The 24577-nt window shown below is 36.7% G+C and carries 31 protein-coding genes; 9 read left to right on the top strand and 22 right to left on the bottom strand.

The annotated features are described in order from the left end of the window. Window positions 1–2: 2 nt before the first annotated feature. Window positions 3–230: a YqgQ family protein gene (locus tag AC4BHP_RS01590; protein WP_066105666.1), complete on the bottom strand. Its 228-nt coding sequence runs from the start codon at window positions 228–230 to the stop codon at window positions 3–5. Between the two features lie 223 nt (window positions 231–453). Here AC4BHP_RS01590 and AC4BHP_RS01585 point away from each other — a divergent pair, with 223 nt between their 5' ends. After that, the gene (locus AC4BHP_RS01585) at window positions 454–1329 is read left to right on the top strand and encodes a hypothetical protein (protein WP_066105093.1); all 876 of its coding nucleotides are present in this window, start codon (window positions 454–456) and stop codon (window positions 1327–1329) included. Window positions 1330–1339: 10 nt separating this feature from the next. Here the strand turns inward: AC4BHP_RS01585 and AC4BHP_RS01580 are convergent, their stop codons facing one another. The 7 genes from AC4BHP_RS01580 to AC4BHP_RS01550 all read right to left on the bottom strand — a co-directional run bounded on the left by AC4BHP_RS01580 (window position 1340) and on the right by AC4BHP_RS01550 (window position 6376). Then, the gene (locus tag AC4BHP_RS01580) at window positions 1340–2875 is read right to left on the bottom strand and encodes a rhomboid family intramembrane serine protease (protein ID WP_139892552.1); all 1536 of its coding nucleotides are present in this window, start codon (window positions 2873–2875) and stop codon (window positions 1340–1342) included. An 84-nt stretch (window positions 2876–2959) separates the two neighbouring features. After that, on the bottom strand, window positions 2960–3115 hold the full coding sequence (locus AC4BHP_RS01575; protein WP_175354273.1) for a hypothetical protein: 156 nt from the start codon (window positions 3113–3115) through the stop codon (window positions 2960–2962). Between the two features lie 59 nt (window positions 3116–3174). Beyond that, on the bottom strand, window positions 3175–4131 hold the full coding sequence (locus AC4BHP_RS01570) for an L-lactate dehydrogenase (RefSeq protein ID WP_066105102.1): 957 nt from the start codon (window positions 4129–4131) through the stop codon (window positions 3175–3177). Between the two features lie 50 nt (window positions 4132–4181). Further along, window positions 4182–4970 (bottom strand): DUF92 domain-containing protein, encoded by a 789-nt coding sequence (locus AC4BHP_RS01565; protein WP_077248066.1) that lies wholly within the window; start codon window positions 4968–4970, stop codon window positions 4182–4184. Continuing rightward, complete coding sequence (locus tag AC4BHP_RS01560) at window positions 4963–5526, bottom strand: 5-formyltetrahydrofolate cyclo-ligase (protein WP_066105107.1); 564 nt, start codon at window positions 5524–5526, stop codon at window positions 4963–4965. The genes AC4BHP_RS01565 and AC4BHP_RS01560 overlap by 8 nt, the downstream gene beginning before the upstream one ends. Window positions 5527–5593: 67 nt before the next feature. Further along, window positions 5594–5743: a 50S ribosomal protein L33 gene (rpmG, locus tag AC4BHP_RS01555; RefSeq protein WP_066105110.1), complete on the bottom strand. Its 150-nt coding sequence runs from the start codon at window positions 5741–5743 to the stop codon at window positions 5594–5596. Window positions 5744–5806: 63 nt separating this feature from the next. Further along, window positions 5807–6376, bottom strand: coding sequence for a hypothetical protein (locus AC4BHP_RS01550; protein WP_490551141.1), 570 nt, complete (start codon window positions 6374–6376; stop codon window positions 5807–5809). Window positions 6377–6600: 224 nt separating this feature from the next. On the opposite strand from AC4BHP_RS01550, the gene AC4BHP_RS01545 reads away from it, so the two are divergent. Together AC4BHP_RS01545 and AC4BHP_RS01540 are read left to right on the top strand one after the other, a co-directional pair. Continuing rightward, a complete protein-coding gene (locus AC4BHP_RS01545) occupies window positions 6601–6963 on the top strand; it encodes a hypothetical protein (RefSeq protein ID WP_490551140.1) in 363 nt (120 codons plus the stop codon). Then, entirely contained in the window at window positions 6960–7421 is a 462-nt protein-coding gene (locus tag AC4BHP_RS01540) for a hypothetical protein (protein WP_490551139.1), read from the top strand. The genes AC4BHP_RS01545 and AC4BHP_RS01540 overlap by 4 nt, the downstream gene beginning before the upstream one ends. A 19-nt stretch (window positions 7422–7440) precedes the next feature. Here AC4BHP_RS01540 and AC4BHP_RS01535 read toward each other — a convergent pair whose 3' ends face one another. Next, the gene (locus AC4BHP_RS01535; RefSeq protein WP_490551138.1) at window positions 7441–7833 is read right to left on the bottom strand and encodes a hypothetical protein; all 393 of its coding nucleotides are present in this window, start codon (window positions 7831–7833) and stop codon (window positions 7441–7443) included. Between the two features lie 225 nt (window positions 7834–8058). On the opposite strand from AC4BHP_RS01535, the gene AC4BHP_RS01530 reads away from it, so the two are divergent. Then, a complete protein-coding gene (locus tag AC4BHP_RS01530) occupies window positions 8059–8676 on the top strand; it encodes a LysE family transporter (protein WP_490551635.1) in 618 nt (205 codons plus the stop codon). 69 nt (window positions 8677–8745) lie between these two features. Here the strand turns inward: AC4BHP_RS01530 and phoU are convergent, their stop codons facing one another. The 9 genes from phoU to AC4BHP_RS01485 form a co-directional block, all read right to left on the bottom strand. Beyond that, window positions 8746–9405, bottom strand: coding sequence for a phosphate signaling complex protein PhoU (phoU, locus tag AC4BHP_RS01525; RefSeq protein ID WP_066105126.1), 660 nt, complete (start codon window positions 9403–9405; stop codon window positions 8746–8748). A gap of 29 nt (window positions 9406–9434) precedes the next feature. After that, entirely contained in the window at window positions 9435–10235 is an 801-nt protein-coding gene (gene pstB / locus AC4BHP_RS01520) for a phosphate ABC transporter ATP-binding protein PstB (RefSeq protein WP_140462017.1), read from the bottom strand. Between the two features lie 32 nt (window positions 10236–10267). Then, window positions 10268–11182, bottom strand: coding sequence for a phosphate ABC transporter permease PstA (pstA, locus tag AC4BHP_RS01515; protein WP_066105131.1), 915 nt, complete (start codon window positions 11180–11182; stop codon window positions 10268–10270). Next, window positions 11179–12066: a phosphate ABC transporter permease subunit PstC gene (gene pstC, locus AC4BHP_RS01510; RefSeq protein WP_066105134.1), complete on the bottom strand. Its 888-nt coding sequence runs from the start codon at window positions 12064–12066 to the stop codon at window positions 11179–11181. Before pstC ends, pstA begins: the two co-directional genes overlap by 4 nt. A 71-nt stretch (window positions 12067–12137) precedes the next feature. Continuing rightward, window positions 12138–13034, bottom strand: a complete 897-nt coding sequence (locus tag AC4BHP_RS01505; RefSeq protein ID WP_490551137.1) for a phosphate ABC transporter substrate-binding protein PstS family protein — start codon at window positions 13032–13034, stop codon at window positions 12138–12140. Window positions 13035–13316: 282 nt separating this feature from the next. After that, entirely contained in the window at window positions 13317–15401 is a 2085-nt protein-coding gene (locus AC4BHP_RS01500; RefSeq protein ID WP_254654710.1) for a peptidoglycan D,D-transpeptidase FtsI family protein, read from the bottom strand. Between the two features lie 93 nt (window positions 15402–15494). Beyond that, the gene (locus AC4BHP_RS01495; protein WP_490551134.1) at window positions 15495–16703 is read right to left on the bottom strand and encodes an MFS transporter; all 1209 of its coding nucleotides are present in this window, start codon (window positions 16701–16703) and stop codon (window positions 15495–15497) included. A gap of 161 nt (window positions 16704–16864) precedes the next feature. Continuing rightward, window positions 16865–17473, bottom strand: coding sequence for a superoxide dismutase (locus AC4BHP_RS01490; RefSeq protein WP_140462014.1), 609 nt, complete (start codon window positions 17471–17473; stop codon window positions 16865–16867). 124 nt (window positions 17474–17597) lie between these two features. Continuing rightward, window positions 17598–18080 carry a DUF456 domain-containing protein gene (locus AC4BHP_RS01485; protein ID WP_148630156.1) on the bottom strand — a complete coding sequence of 161 codons (483 nt, stop codon included), beginning with the start codon at window positions 18078–18080 and terminating at the stop codon, window positions 17598–17600. 145 nt (window positions 18081–18225) lie between these two features. On the opposite strand from AC4BHP_RS01485, the gene AC4BHP_RS01480 reads away from it, so the two are divergent. The 3 genes from AC4BHP_RS01480 to ispG all read left to right on the top strand — a co-directional run bounded on the left by AC4BHP_RS01480 (window position 18226) and on the right by ispG (window position 20730). Further along, a complete protein-coding gene (locus tag AC4BHP_RS01480) occupies window positions 18226–19017 on the top strand; it encodes a DUF1189 domain-containing protein (protein ID WP_490551133.1) in 792 nt (263 codons plus the stop codon). 187 nt (window positions 19018–19204) lie between these two features. Next, window positions 19205–19498 (top strand): hypothetical protein, encoded by a 294-nt coding sequence (locus AC4BHP_RS01475; RefSeq protein ID WP_490551132.1) that lies wholly within the window; start codon window positions 19205–19207, stop codon window positions 19496–19498. Window positions 19499–19614: 116 nt separating this feature from the next. Beyond that, entirely contained in the window at window positions 19615–20730 is a 1116-nt protein-coding gene (gene ispG, locus AC4BHP_RS01470; RefSeq protein ID WP_490551131.1) for a flavodoxin-dependent (E)-4-hydroxy-3-methylbut-2-enyl-diphosphate synthase, read from the top strand. Between the two features lie 225 nt (window positions 20731–20955). Here the strand turns inward: ispG and AC4BHP_RS01465 are convergent, their stop codons facing one another. Further along, the gene (locus AC4BHP_RS01465; RefSeq protein WP_490551130.1) at window positions 20956–21327 is read right to left on the bottom strand and encodes a hypothetical protein; all 372 of its coding nucleotides are present in this window, start codon (window positions 21325–21327) and stop codon (window positions 20956–20958) included. Between the two features lie 153 nt (window positions 21328–21480). Here AC4BHP_RS01465 and AC4BHP_RS01460 point away from each other — a divergent pair, with 153 nt between their 5' ends. Next, window positions 21481–22059 (top strand): 5' nucleotidase, NT5C type, encoded by a 579-nt coding sequence (locus AC4BHP_RS01460; protein WP_490551129.1) that lies wholly within the window; start codon window positions 21481–21483, stop codon window positions 22057–22059. Between the two features lie 39 nt (window positions 22060–22098). On the opposite strand, the gene AC4BHP_RS01455 is transcribed toward AC4BHP_RS01460, so the two are convergent. From AC4BHP_RS01455 to AC4BHP_RS01445, 3 genes are read right to left on the bottom strand one after another with little or no spacing between them, the layout of a single operon-like run. Beyond that, the gene (locus AC4BHP_RS01455; protein ID WP_066105166.1) at window positions 22099–22533 is read right to left on the bottom strand and encodes a Fur family transcriptional regulator; all 435 of its coding nucleotides are present in this window, start codon (window positions 22531–22533) and stop codon (window positions 22099–22101) included. Window positions 22534–22547: 14 nt separating this feature from the next. Then, window positions 22548–23381, bottom strand: a complete 834-nt coding sequence (locus AC4BHP_RS01450) for a metal ABC transporter permease (protein ID WP_490551128.1) — start codon at window positions 23379–23381, stop codon at window positions 22548–22550. Window positions 23382–23396: 15 nt separating this feature from the next. Beyond that, window positions 23397–24152 carry a metal ABC transporter ATP-binding protein gene (locus tag AC4BHP_RS01445; protein ID WP_490551127.1) on the bottom strand — a complete coding sequence of 252 codons (756 nt, stop codon included), beginning with the start codon at window positions 24150–24152 and terminating at the stop codon, window positions 23397–23399. A 147-nt stretch (window positions 24153–24299) separates the two neighbouring features. Between AC4BHP_RS01445 and AC4BHP_RS01440 the strand changes: the two genes are divergently transcribed. Next, window positions 24300–24557: a DUF2624 family protein gene (locus tag AC4BHP_RS01440; protein WP_490551125.1), complete on the top strand. Its 258-nt coding sequence runs from the start codon at window positions 24300–24302 to the stop codon at window positions 24555–24557. Window positions 24558–24577: the final 20 nt, after the last annotated feature.

Here is a 24577-nt window from a genome sequence, read left to right as displayed (position 1 = left end):
ATTCACCTTTTCGATTGTTTTTGTTTTAGCTGTTGCTTTTCCTTCTCATACTCTATTTCTTGTTTCAAGATTAAAATTGCCGTTTGATAATCTCTGATTTCAATCAATTGAGAGTGAAATAGCTCTCTTAATTCTCCTGCCATCATCTCTAGATCAGCTAATCGATCACCCATGTATATGATGGTTCCAAACCTCTTTAAATATTGTTGAATTTCATATACGGATTTCATTTTTGTCACATTCCTTCCTGCTTCTTTAGTATATCTGAATTTAGTTGTTCTCCTCAAGATACTTTCTTTCTGTATTCCGTCAATTGTGACATTTATAAACAAAGCATATGTATTTAGAGTTACACATATATTGCTTAGGACAAAGCATCCGTCTATTTATCATTTGACATCCATTTAAGAATATATACGTAAGGCAATAATCTAAAGTGAGGAGAGAATCCTTTTGAAAAAATATATTGGTTACCTAATAGTCGGTTTAGTACTCATATTTACCTTTATGTGGTGGAAACAGCTTTATATACAAAGGGATATAGCTGTTATTAAATATTTTCCACTTAATCAAAAGGCTGCGTTTATTAAAACAACCTCTTCCCTTGTCATGCCTAAGCAGGAAAAAGATACAGAACAGTACGATGTTGCGTTATCGACTGAATCTATTTTAAATCAAACAAGTTATCTCAGACAGGATTTCTCACTTCTTTTTCAAAACGGTCGTTTAAAAGAGTTTACAAAGAAATGGGAGCAGAATACAGATCGAATATCCCAAAAGACAACCGTAAAAGCTCATGAATCTTCTTTATTTCAAGTGGTTACCATTCATTATGCTGAGATTCATACGGAAAACGACAAGATTACCAGCTCATTTAAATTAACTGATAGTAATCTGTTTGTCATTGCTTCACGTTATGGACCAACCAAATCATTTCATTCTCCTGAAACCGAGGAACAAAAGGAATGGGCCTTTACCCTGTCTTCTGTAAGTAATTCCAGGCTGACTAAAGTGCTCAATCGCTATACAGATAACAAAAAGATTGATATTACAAGGTATCACGTAGTTCCCCTGACACAGTTTTCGACTGAAGAAAAAAGATTATTAGCCGGATATTCAGAGCAAAAGCGTCTGGAGATTACGGAAAAGCTATGGGAAGCTTTTTATTCCATTTATGTTTCAGGAATAAAAAAACAGGATGGTACAGTCATAAATCCGATAGACAGTACCATCCCCTTGATTTTGCGTAAACAAGACTCAAACAAACTAATTATTCTTATTCAGGATAAATCAGGCAATATACATGAATATTATCAGCAGCTGCCTTAAAGTAAGATAACTATTCGGAATCAAGCTCATTCAGCGTTGTTTTATAATCTTCATTATCCGGTTCCTGATAAACTGCTATTTGGATATAATCTTTAGCTTTATCGATTTGTCCCAGTTGCCAGTAGAGCAGTCCAATATCATAATATGCTTCTGGAAACACTTCTTGCTGTTCAATGGCTTTTAGAAAATACGTCTCAGCCGCTTTCAGATCATATTGATGATACTTTATATATCCTGCTAAAAAATATGCTTCTGGAGCGTCTTCTTCCTTTAGATAGCCTTCGATAAGCTCATAGGCTTTGGCATATTCCTTAGAATTCACATATTCATGAGCAAGAGTGACATCATTATGATATTTATGGTCAGATTCATTTGATGAATACCCATATACTAAAGCTCCTATTGTTAACAAAACGGTCAGGAGCAGCGCACCCATTTGCACGGCAAGCTTAGGATTTTTCGGCAATCTGACAATCGCTGCTGCGAGGAATCCACCTATTAAACCGCCGATATGGCCGGCACTATCTATAGCATCTGCAGAGAATGTAATAACCAGGTTGATGGCCAAAATTACAATCACATTCCATCCCATTGTTCTGAAAAAGAGATTGGGGTGGAGTATACCAAACAATAGCAAGGCACCGAGTAAGCCAAATATCGCACCACTGGCACCGGCTGATAGATTGGGCATCAAAATAAAACTTGCTACCGAACCAATAAAGCCTGCAAAAAAGTAAATAACCAGAAATCTTAAGCTTCCATAAATACGCTCAACAATAACTCCGACAAAATACAAACTTAAGGTGTTCAGAATCAAGTGTGTAAATCCAATATGAAGAAAGATGGGTGTGAAGAATCTCCACCATTCTCCTTCCATAATCAATGGGTTATACTTTGCACCAAATTGGATGAGGGTTTCAGTGTTTGTACTTCCGCCACGCATCTCGAGTAAAATAAACACAAGAACTTGGATGGCCATTAACAAGTATGTAAAGATTGGTTTGCCATGGCTAAAGATTTGTTCATCTTGTTTCTGCTTTTGGTAAGAAGCAGCCAAAGCATCTTCTTTAAGATGGTTAATTTCATTTTCTTCTATAAACTCATAATCCCTGTTGACCACTTCCAACGGAAACCCCAGAAAGCTTTCCAATTCCGTCAAAGATTCTTCCATAGCCTCTGTTTGAAAAATCATGGTATCAATCGTAATTTTTGCACGACTTTCGTTTGAGTATCTTCCAAGGACATCCGAATAATCATCAACCGGAGCATATTGACTAACATAAATGGTTTTAACAGTTAGTTCCTTCCTGGAAAGAAACCTACGAATCTTCTCTGCATTCTGCAGTACAAGATTTCGGTCACGCTTCATATTATTGGACCAATCCAAATCTTCTCTTTTTATACGGATTAGGGGATCTATCCGACTCGACTGATTTTCAAGCCATATTTCTTGCTGATCAGTGGATGCAGATATAAATCGATACCCTTTTTTCGTAATCAATTGATTGATAAAGGACCAATAGATATATTCTTCTTTAAAACTCACGGATTCCCCTACTTTCTCTCCCTAAAAAGTTTCTATATCTATTTTATCATTACGTAAGAGGAACAGAAATAATTCCTCTGGTCATTATGTTTGATCTTGCACAGTTTTAAAAATTGGCAATTCCATTAGAACGGCTATAAGGATGTTGCGCAGTACTTGATTCTTCATAATGGAAGACCTCTTTTGAAACACTATATACCCTATTATGCCAGATACGAAAATAATTAAGAATTTATTCATGTAAAAATCCCTCCTGTATTACCATATAGTTTGGTGAACAGGAGGGATTTTTATTCTACTTATAGTAACTGATCAAGAATTGGATTCATCGTTTCTTTTAATACTTTAACAGAATGTGAAAATTTCTCTTGCTCATCATCTGATAATTTCAGTTCGAGGATATCAGAAATTCCTTCACGGTTTACTATCGCAGGGACACCTACATACACATCTTCTTGTCCGTACTCCCCATCTAGGAAGGTTGACACTGTCAAAATGCTGTTTTCATTCTGAAGGATGGCTTTTGTAATACGAACCAGACCCATGGCAATTCCATAGAATGTTGCACCTTTTCGATTAATGATTTCATAAGCTGCATCACGTACATTAATAAAAATCTTATCCAAATCTTCCATGGAATGATTAGGTTTATCTTTAATCAGTTCGTTCATATTCTTTCCGCCTACATTGGCATGGCTCCATACAGGTAATTCTGTATCCCCATGTTCTCCAATGATATAGGCATGGACATTTCGAGGATCCACTTCAAAATAATCGCTTAACATAAATCGAAATCTGGCCGTATCAAGAATCGTACCAGAGCCAAGTACGCGATGTTTAGGAAGACCTGAAAATTTCCATGTTGCATATGTAAGGATATCAACTGGGTTCGCAGCCACAAGAAAGATCCCATTAAATCCATTAGCCATAATTTCTCCAACAATGGATTTAAAGATTTTCATATTTTTTTCAACTAAATCTAAGCGTGTTTCACCAGGCTTCTGATTCGCTCCTGCAGTTAGAACGATAATGTCTGCATCTTTACAGTCTGAATAATCTCCGAACCAAATTTTCGTTCTATTCGGTGCAAATGGAGTTCCATGATTCAAGTCCATTGCATCGCCTTCTGCTTTATCCTTATTTAAATCAATTAAAACAAATTCTTCAGCAATTCCCTGATTTAACATAGCGAATGCATAGCTGCTTCCAACAAAACCTGTACCAACAAGGACAACACGATTTACATTCTTTTTCATTAACAAAAACCACCTTTTCACACTGCATACAAGCTCTTTATACCCTAGTATTATGTGATACTATACCAAGTTATTATACAAAAAATAGTGCTTATCAGAATTGAGCTTAGATTTACAGTTTCGTTATTAATCCAGTTAATTCCTTTCCTTTTAACAGTCCGTGTATTGCAGTGCACTTTTTTCTCCGTATGAACCGAACAAACTGGGCATATATATTCGACTTGCAGGAAAGCCCCCAGTAAGGTATCCAGAATACTGCCCAGAAATCCGAATGCACTCAGTAGGAGAATTGTTGAAAATGACAGATTAAACAGTATACCTGCTATTACTGCAATGAATATGGAGCCAAACAGCCCGGCCAGAGTTCCATGGACTGAGACTGCCCCTGAAGTACCCCGTTCACATCTTTTCAAACTGATTATATGGATTGGGTCAGATTTACTCAATACTCCAAGTTCAGATGACCATGTATCAGAAGTAGCTGCTGAAATTGATACGATAAAGGAAATTAACCAAATATCAGAACCGTCAGATATAAAATAAAGTAAAGAACTTATACCAGCAGGACCGCCATTTACTGCTACCTGGGCCCAATTTCGTCTGCTTCCGTTTGCTAATTTTTTATCAATACTCTGCTTAATTCTTTTTTTATAACTGGAAAACAGACTAGATGAGGAAAAAAACAAACCAATTAGTAGTAAACCTTCCCATCCAAGTCCTATAACAATTAAAGCTCCCAAAAGAAATGCTGCGAGAGCACCGGATTTACTCAGAGCTTTAAGCCGATATGCCCCGTAGGAGCCGACAGCAACAGCGCCGTAAATAATTAAGTTACCCACAATTTATTACCCCTTGTTCTGTGAATAGATAGTCGACAGGGATGTCGAACTCTTCTGTATGGATATCATCTCTTATTTGCATCATAAACGCCAGCGAAAGTTTGATTCCATAAAATGATGCCAAATAACGATCATAATAGCCGCCGCCAAATCCAATCCGATATCCAGTTGTTGAGAATAGGAGTCCCGGAACTACCATTATATCGATTTGGTCGGATTCTATCTTTTGTGTTTTATCCGGTCTGGGCTCTTTTAAACCACTATAAACTGACTCAAGTATCGTATTTGGACGATAGTCATAAAATTCCATATGCTTTGTGTGTGGATAGCATTTTGGAATCACGATATTCTTTTTCTCTTTCCACGCTCTCTCGATAATCTCTTTCGTTTCAATCTCAGGATGCCGAGAAATTGTGATTCCGATTGTCTTTGCATTCTTCCATATGTCATGACTAAATAAGTATTCAACAATTTTAGATGTATATGTATCCCGCTCGTATGACGGAAATTCCGCTAATAAACTCCGATAAGTCGATCTTAATTCTCCCTTTAACATTGCGTTAAATCCCCTTAAATTCTATATAATCCCAAAAAAAAACAACAGGAGAGAACCTCCTGTTGTTTTATTTTGTTTCGCGGTGTGCAGTTGTACGCTTCTCTCTTGGGCAATATTTTTTAAGCTCAAGACGATCAGGATTATTACGTTTATTTTTTGTGCTGATATAATTACGCTCACCGCACTCTGTGCAAGCTAAAGTAATGTTTACACGCATGTGAGTCCCTCCAGTTCATTCAAAACTTCATTTTATACGACTTTTCTATAATATCACCTTTCACTAATAAATGCTAGTCTGATTTTTGACCAAGTAATCAAACAGCATGACTTCCTCTTTATTCTTGCCTGTAATTAACCAATTAGAAACCCCCATTTTCACTCCGGGCTCCACTAGAAGCTTGTACATCGTTGTACAGATAACTAGACCTCTGGCTAAAGGAGAGTGGATAATTTGGCCATTTTCCATTAATTCGTACACCGCTTTTTTATGTTTTCGTTCCATTATCGAAATAGATGCACAATCATTTCCATTTAATAAGCTTATCGTATTCTTACCATATAAATAGATTAAAGAATCCGCAGGACTATAAAAACTTGCTGATACTTCACTAAAGGCCTCATGGACAAAAAATATCTTAATTTCAAGTGGCCGATCCCCATCATTTTTGCAGACTACATCTACTCTATCGAAATAATCATTATTTGTTAACTGTACTGCAGCAGATATCCCCTCTTGATCTTGATCGTTTTTGCACCAAAGATAGGGTACAATTAATCCAGATTTATCATCAACAAGCCTTTTACAGCTGGCTTTTTTAGTACTTTTATTTAAAGAGTCTAACTGGTCCATGCGGTCCCACCCCTTTCATTCATCTTGCCTTCTTTAGCGAACCACTAATATCTTCCATTTAAATCCTAACACTCCCTGAACCAGATGACAATGAACGCATATTGTCGAAGTACCACTACCTACTTCCAAATTATGAGCAATACTTCCTTTTTCATATATTTTTACCAAAATCAAGTGAAAATTGTTGTACAATAGGGATTGTAATTTAATTTGGGAGGGTATTCATGATAATCATTATGATTTGTTTATTTTCTCTATCTGCCTTACTGTTCTTGCTATCGTTGTTTTATAAAGGACAGGAAACTAAAGTAGAAAAAGAGATTGAACAGCTTTCATTAGAGCATATACAAGAAATGTATATAATAAAAAAACGAATTCGTGCACTTGAGGAGGAAATCCTGCACGAGGAATCGTTTTCGGAGGTATCTTTTTTAACTAATTCCTCGCCCATACACGAGGTTATTCAAAATCAGGTCATTCATTTGTACAAACAAGGATTATCGATTGAACAAATTTCCAGGCAATCTGCATTATCAAACAATGAGGTAATTAGAATCCTTGAAAGTCAGGCAGGCGATCTTCATTGAACCGACTATACATATCTGGAGCAGCTGCAGGTATTTTTTTAGCCACAAGCGTATTTACTGCATATTATCTTGCCACAGATGAATCAGCAGCTAAAAAGGTGCCCCTTTCAAGCGAGGACGCTCATAAAACTCTACAGGAGGATGGTTATCATGTTTTATCAAAAAGTGAGTGGGGTGACTATCAAAAGAACCTTCAATCTATTAATCAACTAAAAACAGGAAATCAACAAAGTAATAAAGAAGAAACTGTAGCCATTAAATTATCGATTAAGCCTGGAATGGCTTCCGACGAGATTATCAGCCTATTAAAAGATGAGCGCGTGATTGAGGATACTGAAAAGTTTTTCACCTACTTGAATGATCGGGATCTCACAAAAAAGATTCAGACTGGGACCTATACAGTTTATAAAAACATGGACTATGCTGCCTTATCTGCCATTTTAACGAAGGGTAAATAGTATATCAAAGTGGCAGCTTTTAAACTGGGATAACCTTTGCAATAACATCCCAGATTTTTCTATTTTGATCAATACTCTCTTCCCCTGAATCGATAATATCGGCCTTTTCAATTAAATTTTCCATCGCTTGATCAACAAAGCCGGGTAAAGGAAGTTTTTTTATAGCTTTAGCCATTTTTTCTGGATAGATATGACCATAGATTTCAATAGCCATAGAGAGCTCAGATACCGATAATTCCCTTCCGTATTTCTTTTGATAGTTTGCTTTCAGTTTCCTTGCCAGATCAATGGCTTCTTTAGGGTTTTGGATAATGGATTCCAATTCTTTATTATTGTCTATATGAATAGCTTTTTCACTCAGAAAATAGGTTATAGGTACTCCGTCCACTTCTACTGACTCTTTTTTCTTCATTCTTCTAATCCCCCTTTTATTAATAAATGTTATTTTCTTATATCCAAGTCACAAATTTATAAACATCTTTAAGGATTGTCCGTTAGTCAGATAAAGCTAGAGTTTTAGTTAAACACATTTTACAACCTCAATAAAACTGTTATACATACTTATCCACCTTTCTTCATAATATGTACAAGTTACTAATACATAAGAAGATGGAGTGAAAGCGTGAGCGGACATATTATGTTTAGTTATTTTTTGTTGGGAATAACATTGGCGGCACCCATTGGTCCAGTTAACTCAGCCAGAATAGATAAGGGGATCAAAAACGGTTTTTTTCACGCCTGGATAGTAGGCGTAGGATCTATGATTGCGGATGGAGTATTCATGCTATTGGTCTATTTGGGTTTTGTACAATTTATTACGATTCCTTATGTCCAGATTTTCCTGTGGCTCTTTGGAGGATTTGTTCTTATTTATACCGGAATTGAAAGCATTTTGAGGGTCCATACACTTTCATTAGAAGATTATCGTACGAAGGACTCGTTATCGAAATCTTTTTTAACTGGATTTATAATGTCCATTACAAGTCCATTATCTATCCTCTTTTGGATAGGGATATATGGGTCGGTTCTCGCTAAAACAGTTACTTCGTACGGCACAAGCTCTCTTCTTGTGTACAGCTTGATGATTTTTCTCGGGCTAACTTTTTGGGACATTACCGTTGCCTTTCTAACAACCGGGTTCAGAAGATATCTGAATGACACTAGCTTGAAAGCTATATCAGCCTTCTCAGGACTTTCTCTAATCGGTTTTGGGGCATACTTTGGTTTTCAGGGCATAAAGACATTATTTTTTTAAGCATTAAAAATAGGAACAAGAAAAAATGGAGCTTCCTATTTGGGAATCTCCATTTTTATTATCACAATTCTATTCATTTAAATGATAGTGTCTTCCTTTAATCATATAAAGGGTTTCTTCCGCCATATTAGTTATATGATCGCCTATTCTTTCATAGTGGCGGACAATAAACAATAACTGAGAATTTTCGTTAACCGTAGCAGACTCAGGATGCTTCATTTCAAGTATTTTACGGATTTCCTGTCCATATAAATCATCCACTGTATCATCGAGCTCTGCAAGTTCCTTAGAAAGGACAATATTTTCCTCCATAAAGGATTTATTGAACATATCAAGCATTTTCATACAAGTAGCGTGCATTTCGCCTACAGCCTCATTAACAAAGGGCTTTTCTTCCTTTGATAATCTAATCGCAGTTTTGGCAACATTCTTTGCATAATCACCAACCCGTTCAATTTCAGAACCGATTTTAATAGCTGAAACAATATGCCTTAAATCCGTTGCAACAGGCTGCTGCTTTGCAATCATCAAGATAGCCAGTTCATCAAGCTCTTCTTCCATTTTATCAAGCTTTTTATCATCCTCTATAACAGAAAGTGCTAGCTCTACATCATTTTTCAGCAATGCTTGGTACGATTTATTCAAGGCAGATGAAGCAAAACGTTCCATATCTATTACTTTAAGCTTTAATTCCTTTAGCTCGCTCTCGAATTTTTCTCTTAAAACCATTTTTTATTCTCCCTTCAAAATGATCTGGCTTATCCGAAACGTCCTGTTATATAATCTTCTGTTCTCTTATCATATGGGTTTGAGAAAATCTTATCTGTCTTGTCATATTCAATGACTTCACCATTCAAGAAGAAGGCAGTTTTGTCAGATATACGAGCTGCTTGCTGCATATTATGCGTAACGATAATAATACTGAATTTCTCTTTCAACTCTTGTACGAGTTCTTCAACCTTTAATGTTGAAATTGGATCTAATGCGGAAGTCGGTTCATCCATTAATATCACATCAGGAGAAACGGCAAGGCATCGTGCCAAACAAATACGTTGCTGCTGTCCGCCTGATAGTCCGTTGGCGTTTGTATGCAATCGATCCTTAACTTCGTCCCAGATTGCTGCACCACGCAAGCTTTTTTCTACAATTTCATCCAATTCTTTTTTGTTTTTAATACCATGTATTTTAGGTCCGTATGCTACATTTTCATAAATAGACTTTGGAAAAGGATTTGGCTTCTGAAATACCATTCCAACTTTTGTCCGTAATTCTTCCACTTGAAAATCTTTATCAAAGATATTCTGTCCCCGGTAAAATATATCACCAGAAGTACGAACACTTGGAATAAGTTCAATCATTCTATTTAATACTTTAATATAAGTAGATTTCCCACATCCAGATGGGCCAATAATGGCTGTAACCTCATTTTCATTAATGGCAAGATTAATATCCTTTAAAGCATGGTGATCACCATACCACAAATCCAAACCCTGTGTATCGTAAACAAGTTTACTAGACTTTTCCGTTTTAGCCGGGTTGGCTTCTTTTAATTCTATCATCTCAATTTCCCCCTTGGTAATGGTGATTTCACTTAAGACACAGATGCCTTTTGTTTTGTTTTACTTTTGCCGCCTTCAAAATGTTTTTGGATAATTTTTGAGAATAAACGTGCAAGGAGATTAAAGATTAATACCATTATAATCAATACTGCTGCTGATTTAGTCGCGATTGCCGTTGCATCCGGAACAATTCCTTCAGAATTTAATTTCCAAATATGAACAGCCAATGTCTCTGCAGGTCTGAATATATTAAAAGGATTAACCGGACTTGTTAGATCGGCTGCTGTATTCAAGATTGGTGTTGTCAATCCTGCTGTAAAAATTAACGCTGCTGCTTCACCAAAAATACGACCAGCTGCCAGGATAACTCCCGTTATAATTTGAGGCATTGCTGTAGGAAGAGCAATTTTTACAATTGTCTGCCATTTGGTAGCCCCAAGTCCCAGACTGGCTTCTTTAACACCGGCTGATACCTCTGTAATTGCCGCTTCACTGACACGTGTTAAACTCGGTAAATTCAGAATCGTAATTGCTAGTGCCCCTCCGATAATGGTGTACCCCCAACCTGTAGCTGTGACAAATACCAATAAACCAAATAAACCAACTACAATGGACGGGAGAGAGGCCATCGTATCAATGCATAATCGGATAAACGTTAATAACTTTCCGGGTTTGGCATACTCCGCCAAATAAATACCTGCGCCTAAGCCAAGCGGTACAGAGATTATCAGAGTAATAATTAACATATAGAAAGAGTTAAATAGCTGATATCCGATTCCCCCACCAGCATCCATATTGCTAGAACGACCAGTCAGAAAAGATGGGTCCCAGAAACCCCAGCCCTTTTTGAGTATTTCAAATACTAAATAACTCAATAAAATAATGACAAAAATAGCAACGATATAGAAAATACCCGTCCAGATTTTATTTACTGTTCTAGCGCTCATTTCTGTGCCCCCCTATTCCCGATAAAACGAATAATCATGATGAATAAGAATGACATGATTAAAAGTATTAGCGCGAGGCTCCATAATGCATTATTCCATGCAGTTCCATTCATTGTATTAGACATGTCCATCGTTAAAATTCCAGTTAACGTTGCCGTGGGATCATTTAAGCCAGTCGGCAATTTAACCGTATTTCCGATAACCATCTGAACGGCAAGTGCTTCACCAAAAGCACGTGCAAGCCCCATAACGATTCCTGTAAAGATGCCATTCTTTGCGGCAGGAATGATTACTCGGCTGATTGCCTGCCATCTCGTGGAACCGAGCCCATAGGAGGCTTCCAGAAGCTGTGGCGGGACATTTTTTAACGCATCTGTTGCCAAGCTTGCAATAGTCGGTAATATCATGATACTAAGTACAATTATCCCGGCTGTTAAACTGAATCCTACTCCGCCGAATGTGTTTCTAAGTAGGGGAACTAATAAAGTCACACCTAGCAAACCATAAACAACGGATGGAATACCAACCAGCAATTCCAAAACCGGCTGCAAGACCTTTTTTCCGAATTTCGGGGAAATAAAGTTCGTAAATATTGCTAGAGCTATTGCAATAGGTGCACTGATAACAATGGCACCAATTGATACAAGTATAGAACCGATGATAAATATCAAAGCTCCATATTTCCCATCATTGGGACTCCAGTTTGTTGAGGTCAACATCTCCACTATAGAGATATTACTGTTTGTAAATGACTGAATACCCTTTCCTGTAATAAAAACGATAATAGCCAAAGTTGTTACAACGATTAATAGTCCACATAATGTAACAAGAATCCGTCCGATATATTCACTTTTCCAATAGTTGATTGGTTTATGATCATTCAAGCCTTTTCGCTCCTTCCGGCAAACAGATGATAACCAGGCTGTTTGACTTCCTGTTTACTTCATCCTTGGAATTATTCTTTATTTTCTAGCTCTAACATTGGAATGTATCCCATTTTCGTAACGGTTTCGGCAAACTCATCACTCCTAATGAAATCCATATAACCTTTAACAGCTCCGCCTATTTCGCCTTTCGTTACCATATATTCATAGGACCAAAAAGGGTAGCTGCCATTTACCACATTCTCAATTGTGGGTTCAGCCCCATTAATAGTTACCGGTTTTAAGGATGAGCCTTTCCCCTCAGCGAGGTAGCTCATAGCCAGATAACTAATAGAACCAGGTGTGGAATTAATCGAGTTTTCTACAGCACCGTTAGAATCCTGAGTTGTTCCAACCCCTGTATTCATGCTGACATCCTTCATGATTGTTTTTTCAAAGGCATATCGGGTACCTGATGATTCTGGTCTGTTCACGACATTTATTTCTGAATCAGCTCCGCCAACCTCTTTCCAGTTTTTAATTTTTCCGGAGAAGATTCCTTGGATTTGTTCAATTGTTAAATTATCTACATTGGCATCATCATTCACCACTATGCCAAACGCAATACCGGCTACTTTATAATCGACCAGTTCTTCTGCTAATTTCTCATCTTCAATTTTATCTACTGAAGGTAGATCAGAGTTTCCGATATTGACTGCACCACTCGCCACTTGATTTATACCTGTTCCGCTTCCACCGCCTTGAACAGTAACCGATACATTTGGATTTTTCGCCATAAATTCAGTTGCTGCTTCATCTGCCAATGGTAGTAAAGCTGTAGAACCAGCTGCATTTATGATTCCTGTGTATCCTTCTTCTTCAGAGCCGCTTCCCGCCTTTGCTCCTCCTCCATTATTACTGGTACAAGCTGCCAGCAATCCGATTATAAGTATCAAAGTAATCATAAATGCTGTTTTCCTTCTACGCATTTCCAATCCTCCCATATACTTTGGCTATTTATTTGTAATTTTTAATTTTCACCCTTTATATTTTCTATAGTAAAGATAAAGTTTAAATACTGTGTTAAAGAATTGTAAACGTAGTGTAAAAAATCAAAAGTTTATTGTAAAGATGACTGCAAAATCCTAGAAACCGCACTATTTATTTGTAATAATAATCCAAAAGAATGATACTTACCTAAATTATGCTGGCAGTAAATAAAAAAAGGTCTGCCCCATAAATCAAGGCAGACCCAATTTTCTATTAATCTTTTATTTTTGTTTAGCTCGTTCTTCTTTTAATTCATAATATTTTTCATAAACTTCTTTTGCGATTTCGAGGTTCATTTTATGTCCTGACGAATTTTGGTAAGCCCATGGTACTACTACACTCATGGCAATTTCCGGGTTATCGGCAGGAGCATAGGTAACAAAGGTTATATTATAGGTTTCTGGCTGTACAGTACCCTTTTCCCATTTAGGTCCATCATAAAAGGCTTCCGCTGTACCTGTTTTACCTGCTGGTTTATAGTCAGCATTTCCAAAATAAGAGTAGGCGGTTCCTCCGGTGGATTGGGTAACTTGTCTAAATCCTTCCTGGACACGTTCAATCCATTCAGTTTTCATTGGAAGAGTATTCATCACTTCTGTTTTAACCTCTTTAATAACCGGTCCAAGCGTATTATCTTCATCATCATCCACTGGCTCACGGACTTGTTTTAAAACATGCGGTTTTATACGGTTACCTCCATTTGCAATGGTAGAAACATATTGAGCCAACTGCAATGGAGTATACGTATCGTATTGGCCAATGGAAAAGTCCATTAATAATCCGGCACCCTGCGAGGATCCTTTATAGCCGATTTGTTCACCAGGTAAGTCTATACCTGTTTTAACACCTAAGCCAAATTGACTGTAATAATTCCTCATTGTGCTGAATGCTGAGTTATTAACTTTCAGAGAGCCTCCCGGAACATAGTTTCCTTTACCAAGAGCAATCGCTGTTTTAAACATGTAGACATTGGAGGATACTTTCAGTGCTTCAATGTCACTAATATTCCCAAAATTCTTCCATGATTTTTTAATTGGCGTGGCTTTAATCTTCATTGGTCCATCATAAATGACTTGTCCAGGTTTTATTGCACCGGTCTGGTATCCCGTTAAAATAGTTGCTCCTTTAACTGAAGAGCCCATGGCATAGGATGAAGTAAAAGTTCCCAATGCCATATCATTCATTTGCATTTTTCCATTATCATCGGCTGCATATTGTTTACCAGCCAGAGTTAGGAGTTCACCAGTATTAGGATTCGTTACAACAACAAAAGCACGATCGAGATATTTTGTATTCCCGCTTGCTTTCTTTTCCTTCAATTGCTTTTCAATAATTTCTTCTGTGGCTATTTGAAGATCCATATCAACTGTTAATACAAGATCCTTACCTCTTTGTCCTTCAGAAATAACCTCCGTGCTGACAATATCGCCGGATGTATTAGTTACATTTCTAATTTTCTCCTGTTGACCGCGTAATAAATCTTCATATTGCTGTTCTAAGTAGGAGGTTCCAACTCTATCATTTCGACTGTAGCCCCGAGCTAAATAATAACTTGTTTTATCAGAGGGCAATCCTTCGCTGGCACTTGATACTTTACCTAAAACAGATTTAAGCGTATCGCCATACGCATATTTACGTTCCCAATCTGTTGTTGTATCAACGCCTGGAAGAGATTCAATCTGCTCATTAACTCTCGCTACCTCTTCATATGTCGTTCCTTTATTTTTCACAATTTGCGGAGTTAAATAGTAACCGGCAATAAACTTGCTATAGATCGCCAGCACTTCCAACTCACTTTGACTGTAATCTATTTCTTTTTCAGTAATTCGCTCAAGCTGTAATTTGTATATATCATCATCTGTCAGCTTTCCATCACTTAATTGCTGATATTCTTTTTCTGTTACTTTCTTTTTAGCAGCTTCTGGGTTATTTAAAATCCAAAAGTCTTTCATATCCCTTTCACGAACTTTATCAGTATCAACCTCAATTAGCTTGGAAAGTTTTTCAGCAGTTTCAAGCATCTCTTTGCTTGAGGTTTTTTGTGTACGTGTGTAAGTTATCGCATATAAAGGTTGATTATCAACGATGATTTTTCCATTTCGATCATATATTTTTCCCCTCGGCACAGAATTGCTCACAGTTACATCCTCTGTCCGCTCTATTTCACGCTTATAGTCATCTCCATATACAATCTGAACAATTCCTAAACGGAGTATTAATGCAGAAAACATTACAAATACTGCAAAAAACAGTAGATTCAGGCGAACAGGTACATGTTTTTTCTTTTTCTTTTTTCTGACTTTCACTGTCCCCATCCCTTCTAATACACATTTCTTATCATTTTATTATCAATTTTTAAAGATTAACAGAAGTAAAAGATTCCAGCAACTTTTAGTTGCTTACATCTTGATGTCTTTTACAAAATAATAAACAAACAGATGTCCGGACCCTAATAATAATAGCAATATTTTGATGCCGGTACTCTCCGGCAAAATTTTAATGAACAATATAAACATAAGAATCGATGCGGCTCTTCCCATATTTAAAAATAATTCCCGGATTACCACATATTCGATACGATGTTCCCCCGCTTCCCAGGATCGTCCTATTACATCATACGTGACAGACATATAGGGGACAAGCAATAAGGGATAAGCTACTGCAAGAATAGACGCATATGTAAGCAGTTTAGTGAATGACACTTGATATATCAGAAAAAAGATTGAACCATAAAGGAAAATGGCCCCCACCAGCATCGACCATTTTCGGTAACGAACCTTTATATATCTGCTGACTAAAAAATAAGCAATAAATGATACTCCTGAACTAATTAATCCATATGTACCTAAAGCCATTTCGCTACCCGTTTCGACAAATACAAAAACGGAAACAACAAAGAGAAACGTCCCTTCCCTTAGCCCCTGCGAAAAATTAGCATACGTAATTCTTCTCCAATCTTTATTATTTTTTCTTTCATCAAGAATACGCTTCAGCATATACTTCCCATTAGCTGCTCTGCTTTTTAATAAGAAACTAACAAGTACTGCCACGATAAACAAACATAAGGAAACTCCAAAAATGAACAGATAGCCATTGTTATCAGTCAAAACCGTAATAATATATCCCGCAAAAAAAGGACCAATCATTCCGCCGATAGACCCAGTTATCCCTTGGAGCCCATTAAATGTATCTCTAGTTTCTGGTTCAGTAATTTCGAATGTCATGACATTATAAGCAAGCCAATAGAATCCATATCCTATTCCAAGTAAACCACCAATTAGAACAAGATAAAGGTGGTCGGTAGAACTGAATGTCAGGACTGCTATATAAAATGCAGCTAAAAACAAGATTCCGATCCTCAGTACAATAATACGATCTATGCGTTTAGCCAATTTTCCAGCTAAAATAAAGGTAACTCCCTGAAGGATTACAACGGATAGATTATAAATCCCCAGATTGATCAATGCCTCAGACTGTTTCCATAAATAGATATTAACAAAAGTATTGGAAAGAGCCGTACTCAATGAATAAAGTGCTCCAATTAACAAAAGGATATAAAGTTCTTTATTTGTTTTTATTTTATTGACAAATTGATTATCCATTTTCATAAAAACTCCCCTTCACTTCCGGTTAGTTTTCCTGTAGATAATCCTCTTATGTAGAATTAAATCATTTGGTATTTGTTAACAGCAGATCCTTTATTTTTTGCACAAAAAAAGATACAGGAAACGATTCGGATTCGTTTCCTGTACCCACACTTATTATACGATTATTTTGCTGCTGCGTAGCGCTTAGAAACTTCATCCCAATTTACAACATTCCAGAAAGAATTAATGTATTCAGGACGACGGTTTTGGTAGTTTAAGTAGTATGCATGCTCCCAAACATCAAGACCTAGGATTGGTGTTTTACCTTCCATTAATGGAGAATCCTGATTAGCAGTGCTGGAAAGTTCTAGTTCACCATCTTTAACAGTAAGCCAAGCCCAACCGGAACCAAAACGAGTTGTAGCAGCTTTCGCAAACTCTTCTTTAAAGTTTTCAAAGCTTCCAAATTTAGCTGTTAGTGCATCAGCTAATTCACCTTCTGGTTGTCCGCCCCCATTAGGAGATAGAATATTCCAGAATAATGTGTGGTTAGCATGTCCACCGCCATTGTTTCTAACAGCAGTACGAATGCTTTCAGGTACAGAGTCGATGTCAGCTAAAAGATCTTCCAAGCTTTTTGCTGCCAATGTTTCCTGTCCTTCTAAAGCATTATTTAAGTTAGTCACATACGTGTTATGATGTTTTGTGTGATGAATATTCATTGTTTCTTTGTCGATATGAGGCTCCAACGCATCATACTCATACGGTAATTGTGGTAAAGAATAAGTCATAATTCTCTCCTCCTAATAATTGTAATAATAAGTACTTTCGGGCAATTCTGTAAGTTCATGTGTTACGAAAGTCTTTATCTTAAGATTAGCAATTGAAACCGTTTATTTCAACCTTTATGCCTTATCAGAGCACTCGGATAAAGAAATACACAATCATAATGATCTGAATGATAAATTTGGTTATCACACTGCCGACAAATCCAACGACAGAACCCATACCAATTTTCACTGCATTTTTTAGCGACTGTTTATGTACCAACAATTCAGCTATGACTGCACCTAAAAACGGTCCCAGTATAATACCAAGAAAAGGAATAACAAACGGTCCAATCAGCAATCCTATTGTACTACCCCAAACACCTGCTTTTGAACCTCCAAATTTCTTAACACCAAAAAGATTGACCAAATAATCTGCTCCAAACAACAGTAAAACAAACATTCCCTGTACAATCCAGAAAAACCACGAAAACGGTTCAAATGAAAAGAATACCCCATATAAAAGCATTCCACCTACTATAAATAGAACACTTGGAATAATAGGATAGATCAATCCTACAAACCCAATAATAAATACCAGCCAAATAATAAGCCAATACATCCATTCCATCTTCGACACTCCTCTCAAATACCCTAATTCAATACACACTTAACACTTTTTCGATTTGTTTCGCTATAATAAGCAGAACTTTCTTGTCTTATCGACATAAGCCAGATAGAATAAAGAATGAATTTAAAAAAAGGTGTTGTAGCCCATGAATATATTCTCACAATTTATTAAAAGCCTATACTCGCCAAAGCATATTGCGTCCTTTCGCTTTCAGGGTATAGGGAAAACCATCCTCTATGCTTTTTTATTATCTCTAATAACTATTTTACCATCATCGATCTATCTTACAAATGCAATACTAGATGGGGCAGATCATATAGCAAAAGCGTTAACGACAGATTTTCCTGAATTCGAAATTAAAGATGGCAGACTTCATTCAGATGAATCATTACCTGTCATTATTAATGATGATGTAGCTACGTTCCATTTTGACAGCACCGGAAGTCTGAATGCAAATGATATCACCAGCCCTACTGGAATAGACTTTGGAATACTACAGGATGAATTTGTCATTGCTGCAGACGGGGAATCACAAACAATTCCTTATTCTATGATACCCGGTCTTGAATTAACCAATGAAAAGGCCAGCGATTATATTAAATCTGCAAAAACATCTTTATACATAATTATCGGTCTATGTATGTTAGTCATGTATCTATTTACAACAGCAATATTCTTCTTAGAGATTACACTTCTAGCCTATCTTACCGGCTTATTTGTAACTTCCATGAACAGAAAAGCTACTTTTGGACAGCAGTGGAGGATAGCCACTTACAGCTTTACATTAGCCGTAACGTTCTTTACGTTTATGAATTTTATTCAGGTTCCTGTAATAGGTGATGTTTATGTCAAATGGTTTATTACACTAATGATGATCTACCTGACTATTAAAGAAATGCCTATTCCAAAAAGTAAACAAAAGACTATACAATCATAAAGTGTAGCCCTTCCGAATTTCTGCGGAAGGGTTTATTTATATCCTCTATTATTAAATACTGATTATCCAGCTCAACATTTCCTCTATTCTATCTAAACGTTAACTCTAAAAAAATCCTTCAAAATCAATTCTATTATCTCTACTAACTTCATATACTCTAGTAAAAGATAGAGGGAGTGCGAAAGAGATGAAAAGAATAATCCTGTTTATCGGCTTTTGTATTATAGCTTACTCGATATATTTTGATATAAGTGTAGGCACCCTTCCCACCTACTCCTCCGAGAATATGGATAAAATGAATGAAAACTACTATAATATAAAAGTAGAGCCGGGAGATACCGTTCTTTCTATAATAGAGAAAAATGAAGGTACTATCCCAGTACCGATTGATCAAATGATTGAAGACTTTTCTTTATTAAATAACGGAATGAAACCGGAAGAAATAGAAATCGGACAAACTTACCGATTTAAAAATTACTAAATAGCCAATTCATAATCAACTTTATTGTTATTTTAGCTAAAACGCTGATACAATAATTTAGAAGATAATATATTTATTGGTATTGAGGCAAACAGCCTAAAAGGAGAGAATGACCAGTGAGTGAACTAATACATCGTACAAAAACCCGCCCCGTAAAAGTGGGACCACTGACTATCGGTGGCAACGATGAAGTTATAATACAAAGTATGACGACAACGAAAACACATGATGTAGAAGCAACAGTCGCGGAAATAAATCGTTTAGAAGAAGCGGGCTGCCAAATTGTACGTGTAGCTTGTCCTGATGAACGGGCTGCTCATGCAATTTCTGAAATAAAAAAACGTATTAATATACCTTTAGTAGTTGATATTCACTTTGACTATCGTCTGGCTTTAATCGCTATTGAAGGCGGAGCTGATAAAATCCGTATTAACCCGGGCAATATCGGCAGACGCGAAAAAGTGGAAGCCGTTGTAAAAGCAGCTAAAGCGAAAGGGATTCCAATTCGTATTGGGGTCAACGCAGGATCTTTAGAACGTAAAATCCTCGAAAAATACGGTTACCCAACTGCAGACGGTATGGTTGAGAGTGCTTTACATCATATAAAAATTCTAGAAGACTTAGACTTCCATGACATCATTGTATCAATGAAAGCATCTGATGTACGCTTGGCAATTGAAGCCTATGAAAAGGCGGCACAGGCCTTTGATTATCCACTTCACCTTGGAATCACAGAATCCGGCACGTTATTTTCAGGAACGATTAAGAGTTCTGCCGGTATTGGTGCCTTATTAAGTAAAGGTATTGGGAATACTTTGCGTATTTCTTTAAGTGCTGATCCGGTTGAAGAAGTCAAAGTAGCCAGAGAGCTGTTAAAAGTATTTGGTTTATCAGCCAATTCTGCTACCTTAATATCATGTCCGACATGCGGACGTATAGAGATTGATTTAATTTCTATTGCTAACGAAGTGGATGAATATATTCAAAAAATTAAAGCTCCAATTAAAGTGGCGGTATTAGGATGTGCCGTTAACGGACCTGGCGAAGCAAGAGAAGCAGATATCGGCATTGCTGGTGCTCGCGGAGAAGGTCTATTGTTCCGCAAGGGTAAAATCGTTCGTAAAGTGCCAGAAGAAATAATGGTTGAGGAACTAAAAAAAGAAATCGATGTTCTTGCTGAAGAGTATTACGAAAAACAAAGAATTGAAAAAGAAAAAGCAAGCCTGTCTTAAATTAAGCAGAAGCAATTCAGGTTCGAAACAGAAACTTTAAACTTAATTAAAGGTATGAGAATTTATTCTTTTTCCTAGTATATGTAAATAAAGAACTTCAAAATAATTATTATTTTGAAGTTCTTTTTTATATCTGTTATTTATGGATGGAGGGATTGGATAAAAATCCAATCCCTAAACTATCCTGAGATTTGAAAGCCCATAACCGATTTCAGGCCTACTGTATTAGAAAAAGGGATATACCAAAAGACCAGCAACAACAGAAAATACACCAATTACTATTGCTGCTATCCCCATCATACGCGATTCAGTTTTCATCGCAAAAATCCCTGCGACAATGCCAATTGTCCCAAAAATCACCGGCATAAAAAATAGAGAGGCAATTGACAAGGCTAACGCCACTATACCAAAGCTGCTAGCCTTAGAAGTGGTCTTATTATTATTTTCTGTTTGACTTTGACGTCTGTATTCAGCAGAATCCATAAATTCTGCCCCGGTCTCCTCACGATAATTGAGCTTTTGACACACGTCTTCATTTTTAAATTTATCTCTTTTATTTCTGGCATTCCAATGTCTTTTTGAGGCTGACAATAGCATTCCCTACCTTCCTTTATTGAAGCCTTCCTAGTTTGCTCCATAAAAGGCTAACTCATAAGCAGGGATTGTTTCATGAATCTACAAAATTTAGAAAAGCAATTTGTCGCATTTTGATGTAAACTACAGACAAACATATTTTGGAGGAAATGCTTCATGTCAAAACCTAAACGTTTTGGAATAGATATTGATGGTACCATCACTACACAGGATTCCATGCTTCCTTATATCAACAAAGCCTTTCGCTTGCAATTAACATTAGAGGATATTAACCAATATGAATTTTATCCGTTTGTAAATGTTCCAGAGCATGAATTTGATCTTTGGTTTCAAAAACACGAACCCATCATTTATTCTGAATCACCTATGGCAAAAGGTGCCAAACGAGTTTTACAGGAATGGAAAGAAATATATGAACTGTTTTTCATCAGCGCCAGAAATCAAACTTTATTGCCAGTTACAAAGGAGTGGTTCAGTAAAAACGATTTACTGTATCACCACATCGAATTAATCGGTACGCATAATAAGGTTGCAACGGTAAAAAAACACAAAATCGATCTTTTCTTTGAGGATAAGCACGATAACGCTGTTGCAATCGCTGAAGAATGTGAAATTCCAGTCATCTTATTTGACGCACCTTATAATCGGATGGCTATCCCAAACAATGTAATCAGGGTGGAAAATTGGGCGGAAGCCTATCAGTGGGTAAACCATTGGGCTAAGGAAAATCGGTAATAAAAAGGAGCCACTCTCCAATCGCAGAATGGCTCCTTTCTAGTTACTTTGTTGTATATTCTCTTGCAAACAATCTGGGCATCTTCCGTATATTTCAAATTTATGTCCTGAAATATCATATCCTTTAAAATCCTCTGTTATTTTTTCCATTGGACATAACTCTACATTACGAGTTTTTCCGCATTCCATACAAATGAAATGATGGTGATGATGATTTCCAACACAAGCAAATCGGAATCTTTTTTCACCAGAAAGCTCAGTGGTTTCTAGAATCCCTAAGTTTGCATACAAGGATAAATTTCGGTATATCGTGTCATAGCTCATACCTGGGTATGAACTTTTCAATTTTTCAAGGACTTCTTTGGCTGTTAAATAACGATTGCTCTTCGAAAAAAGTTCAAGCATGTCTTCACGCTTCTCAGTGTATTTGTAGCCCTTATCTTTCAAGAGTTGTATTGCTTCTTTAACATCCATCTTCAGATACCTCCTTACGCAGTCATTCTCCATTTCTTGATAAAAATTGTGATTAAAAGAATGATAATTGCCAATACAACGATTGTACCACCCGGAGCAAGATTTAAATAATATGATGTGAATAATCCGCCTATTACAGCCAATTCTCCAAACAGAATGGAAATAAAAATGGTTTGTTTAAACCCCTTCGCTACTTTTAAGGCAGCCGCTACCGGTAAAGTCATTAATGAAGAAACAAGCAGGACACCCACAATTCTCATAGAAATGGCAATAACCAAAGCAACGAGCACGATAAAGATAAAATGAATCGCTTTAGCCGGTATTCCGGAAGTTTTAGCATGCTCCTCATCAAAGGATAAAAGGAATAATTCTTTATATAGGAATATAACAATTGCGATAACAGCAATACTGATTGCCAAAACAATCCATAAGTCTGTCCGACTTACCGCACTGACACTTCCAAATAAATATCCAAATAAATCAGTCGTGAAGCCATTAGCGAGCGAGATAAAAATCGCTCCCAGCCCTACTCCTCCGGAAAGAATGATTGGAATGGCAAGTTCCTGATAATGTTTATAGACGGAACGCAGTCGCTCTATAAAAAGCGATCCCGTTACCGAGAAGGCCATCCCCATATATAAAGGATTAATAGGACCCATTGCAGGCACTTCCTTACTTAGTAACAAACTGAATGCAATTCCAGTCAGGGTTACATGGCTAAGGGCATCTGCAATTAAGGAGAGTTTTCGAACTACAATAAATACACCCAACAGCGGAGCAATAATACCAATTACAATCCCTGCTAGAAAGGCATTTTGTAGAAATTCATACTGAAACATTGATAACATACTACTTCCTCCAAATTAATGATCATGTGTTAATGTATAAACATCATGGCCATAAAAAGCTGACATATCCTTATCATCTAAATGTTCATATTCACATGTATTCCCGTGAAAATGCAATTGTTTATTTAGACAAGCAATATGAGTGACCTTTTCTGTAATGGTACCAGTATCGTGAGTAACCAAAATAAGTGTCAATCCAAGGTTACGGTTTAAATCGTAAAGCAGGTCATAAAAATTAGTAACATTCTTTACATCTACACCAACTGTAGGTTCATCCAGTATTAACATAGCAGGATCGCTGACCAGTGCTCTTGCAATGAATACCCGTTGTTGCTGACCGCCCGATAATTCTCCAATTGGTCTTTTGATGAAATTCTTCATTCCTACTTCTTTGAGCGCTTTCACCACTTTTTGGCGATGAGTTTTATTATAGAAACGAAAAAGTCCTATTTTCTTCGTTAATCCGCTAGCTACAACTTCTTCCACTGTGGCTGGGAAACCACTGTTAAAGGAATTGGCCTTTTGTGATACATAGCCAATTTTCTCCCAATTTTTAAATTTGTTTATTTTCTCACCGAACAAGAAAATCTCACCTTGCTGTACTTTATTTAATCCAAGCATCAGCTTCAGCAATGTTGATTTGCCAGAACCATTCGGCCCGACAATAGCGAGGAAATCTCCATCCTTGACGGATAAATTAATATCTTCCAGAACGTTTTCTCTCTCATATTTATAAGTAACATGTTCAATTTTAATTAAGTCATTATTCATAATCGGCCACCTGTTAATAAGAATGATTACGATTTATCTCAAGTAGTATACAGGACAATTTCAGTAAAGTAAACACATTTACTTAATATTGTATAATTTAGTTCATTTTTTTCTGTCCTTTTCATATGGTAAACATGGGGTGGTAATTTGAAGCTATTTGAAAGCATTGTTAACTTAAAAATCAATCGTATCACTGCCAGTGAATTGCTTGATTTTGCCGGACAGAATGGTTTAACTTTAAAAAAAACGGAAGCTGAGGAAATAACCAAACTAATCCGGGGGAAATCCGTAAATATTTTTGATCAGACTGAACGAAAACAGCTTTTAAAAAATATCGAGAAAATTACCGGTGCAGAGAAAGCACAGAAAATCGAGAAAATATTTTATAGCATGACCGGAATTTAAAAAGGAAGCAGTACAGATGT

The sequence above is a fragment of the Pradoshia sp. Z4_20 genome (assembly GCF_058216035.1).
Note: the sequence above shows the minus strand (reverse complement) of the source record. Positions and strands in the feature narration are given on the sequence as shown.

Bases quoted from the DNA above. Each gene is read 5' to 3' on its own strand.
- AC4BHP_RS01560 (WP_066105107.1), bottom strand. From the start codon at position 5,526: ATGTTAAAGGGAGAATTAAGATCGACTTATCGGAGTTTATTAGCGGAA.
- AC4BHP_RS01495 (WP_490551134.1), bottom strand. From the start codon at position 16,703: ATGAAAATGGATAATCAATTTGTCAATAAAATAAAAACAAATAAAGAA.
- AC4BHP_RS01590 (WP_066105666.1), bottom strand. From the start codon at position 230: ATGAAATCCGTATATGAAATTCAACAATATTTAAAGAGGTTTGGAACC.
- AC4BHP_RS01445 (WP_490551127.1), bottom strand. From the start codon at position 24,152: ATGAATAATGACTTAATTAAAATTGAACATGTTACTTATAAATATGAG.
- AC4BHP_RS01505 (WP_490551137.1), bottom strand. From the start codon at position 13,034: ATGCGTAGAAGGAAAACAGCATTTATGATTACTTTGATACTTATAATC.
- rpmG (WP_066105110.1), bottom strand. From the start codon at position 5,743: ATGCGTGTAAACATTACTTTAGCTTGCACAGAGTGCGGTGAGCGTAAT.
- AC4BHP_RS01530 (WP_490551635.1), top strand. From the start codon at position 8,059: ATGTTTAGTTATTTTTTGTTGGGAATAACATTGGCGGCACCCATTGGT.
- AC4BHP_RS01490 (WP_140462014.1), bottom strand. From the start codon at position 17,473: ATGACTTATTCTTTACCACAATTACCGTATGAGTATGATGCGTTGGAG.
- AC4BHP_RS01450 (WP_490551128.1), bottom strand. From the start codon at position 23,381: ATGTTATCAATGTTTCAGTATGAATTTCTACAAAATGCCTTTCTAGCA.
- AC4BHP_RS01545 (WP_490551140.1), top strand. From the start codon at position 6,601: ATGATAATCATTATGATTTGTTTATTTTCTCTATCTGCCTTACTGTTC.
- AC4BHP_RS01485 (WP_148630156.1), bottom strand. From the start codon at position 18,080: ATGGAATGGATGTATTGGCTTATTATTTGGCTGGTATTTATTATTGGG.
- AC4BHP_RS01455 (WP_066105166.1), bottom strand. From the start codon at position 22,533: ATGGATGTTAAAGAAGCAATACAACTCTTGAAAGATAAGGGCTACAAA.
- AC4BHP_RS01550 (WP_490551141.1), bottom strand. From the start codon at position 6,376: ATGGACCAGTTAGACTCTTTAAATAAAAGTACTAAAAAAGCCAGCTGT.
- AC4BHP_RS01475 (WP_490551132.1), top strand. From the start codon at position 19,205: ATGAAAAGAATAATCCTGTTTATCGGCTTTTGTATTATAGCTTACTCG.
- AC4BHP_RS01460 (WP_490551129.1), top strand. From the start codon at position 21,481: ATGTCAAAACCTAAACGTTTTGGAATAGATATTGATGGTACCATCACT.
- phoU (WP_066105126.1), bottom strand. From the start codon at position 9,405: ATGGTTTTAAGAGAAAAATTCGAGAGCGAGCTAAAGGAATTAAAGCTT.
- pstA (WP_066105131.1), bottom strand. From the start codon at position 11,182: ATGAGCGCTAGAACAGTAAATAAAATCTGGACGGGTATTTTCTATATC.
- AC4BHP_RS01575 (WP_175354273.1), bottom strand. From the start codon at position 3,115: ATGAATAAATTCTTAATTATTTTCGTATCTGGCATAATAGGGTATATA.
- AC4BHP_RS01570 (WP_066105102.1), bottom strand. From the start codon at position 4,131: ATGAAAAAGAATGTAAATCGTGTTGTCCTTGTTGGTACAGGTTTTGTT.
- pstB (WP_140462017.1), bottom strand. From the start codon at position 10,235: ATGATAGAATTAAAAGAAGCCAACCCGGCTAAAACGGAAAAGTCTAGT.
- AC4BHP_RS01465 (WP_490551130.1), bottom strand. From the start codon at position 21,327: ATGCTATTGTCAGCCTCAAAAAGACATTGGAATGCCAGAAATAAAAGA.
- AC4BHP_RS01480 (WP_490551133.1), top strand. From the start codon at position 18,226: ATGAATATATTCTCACAATTTATTAAAAGCCTATACTCGCCAAAGCAT.
- AC4BHP_RS01535 (WP_490551138.1), bottom strand. From the start codon at position 7,833: ATGAAGAAAAAAGAGTCAGTAGAAGTGGACGGAGTACCTATAACCTAT.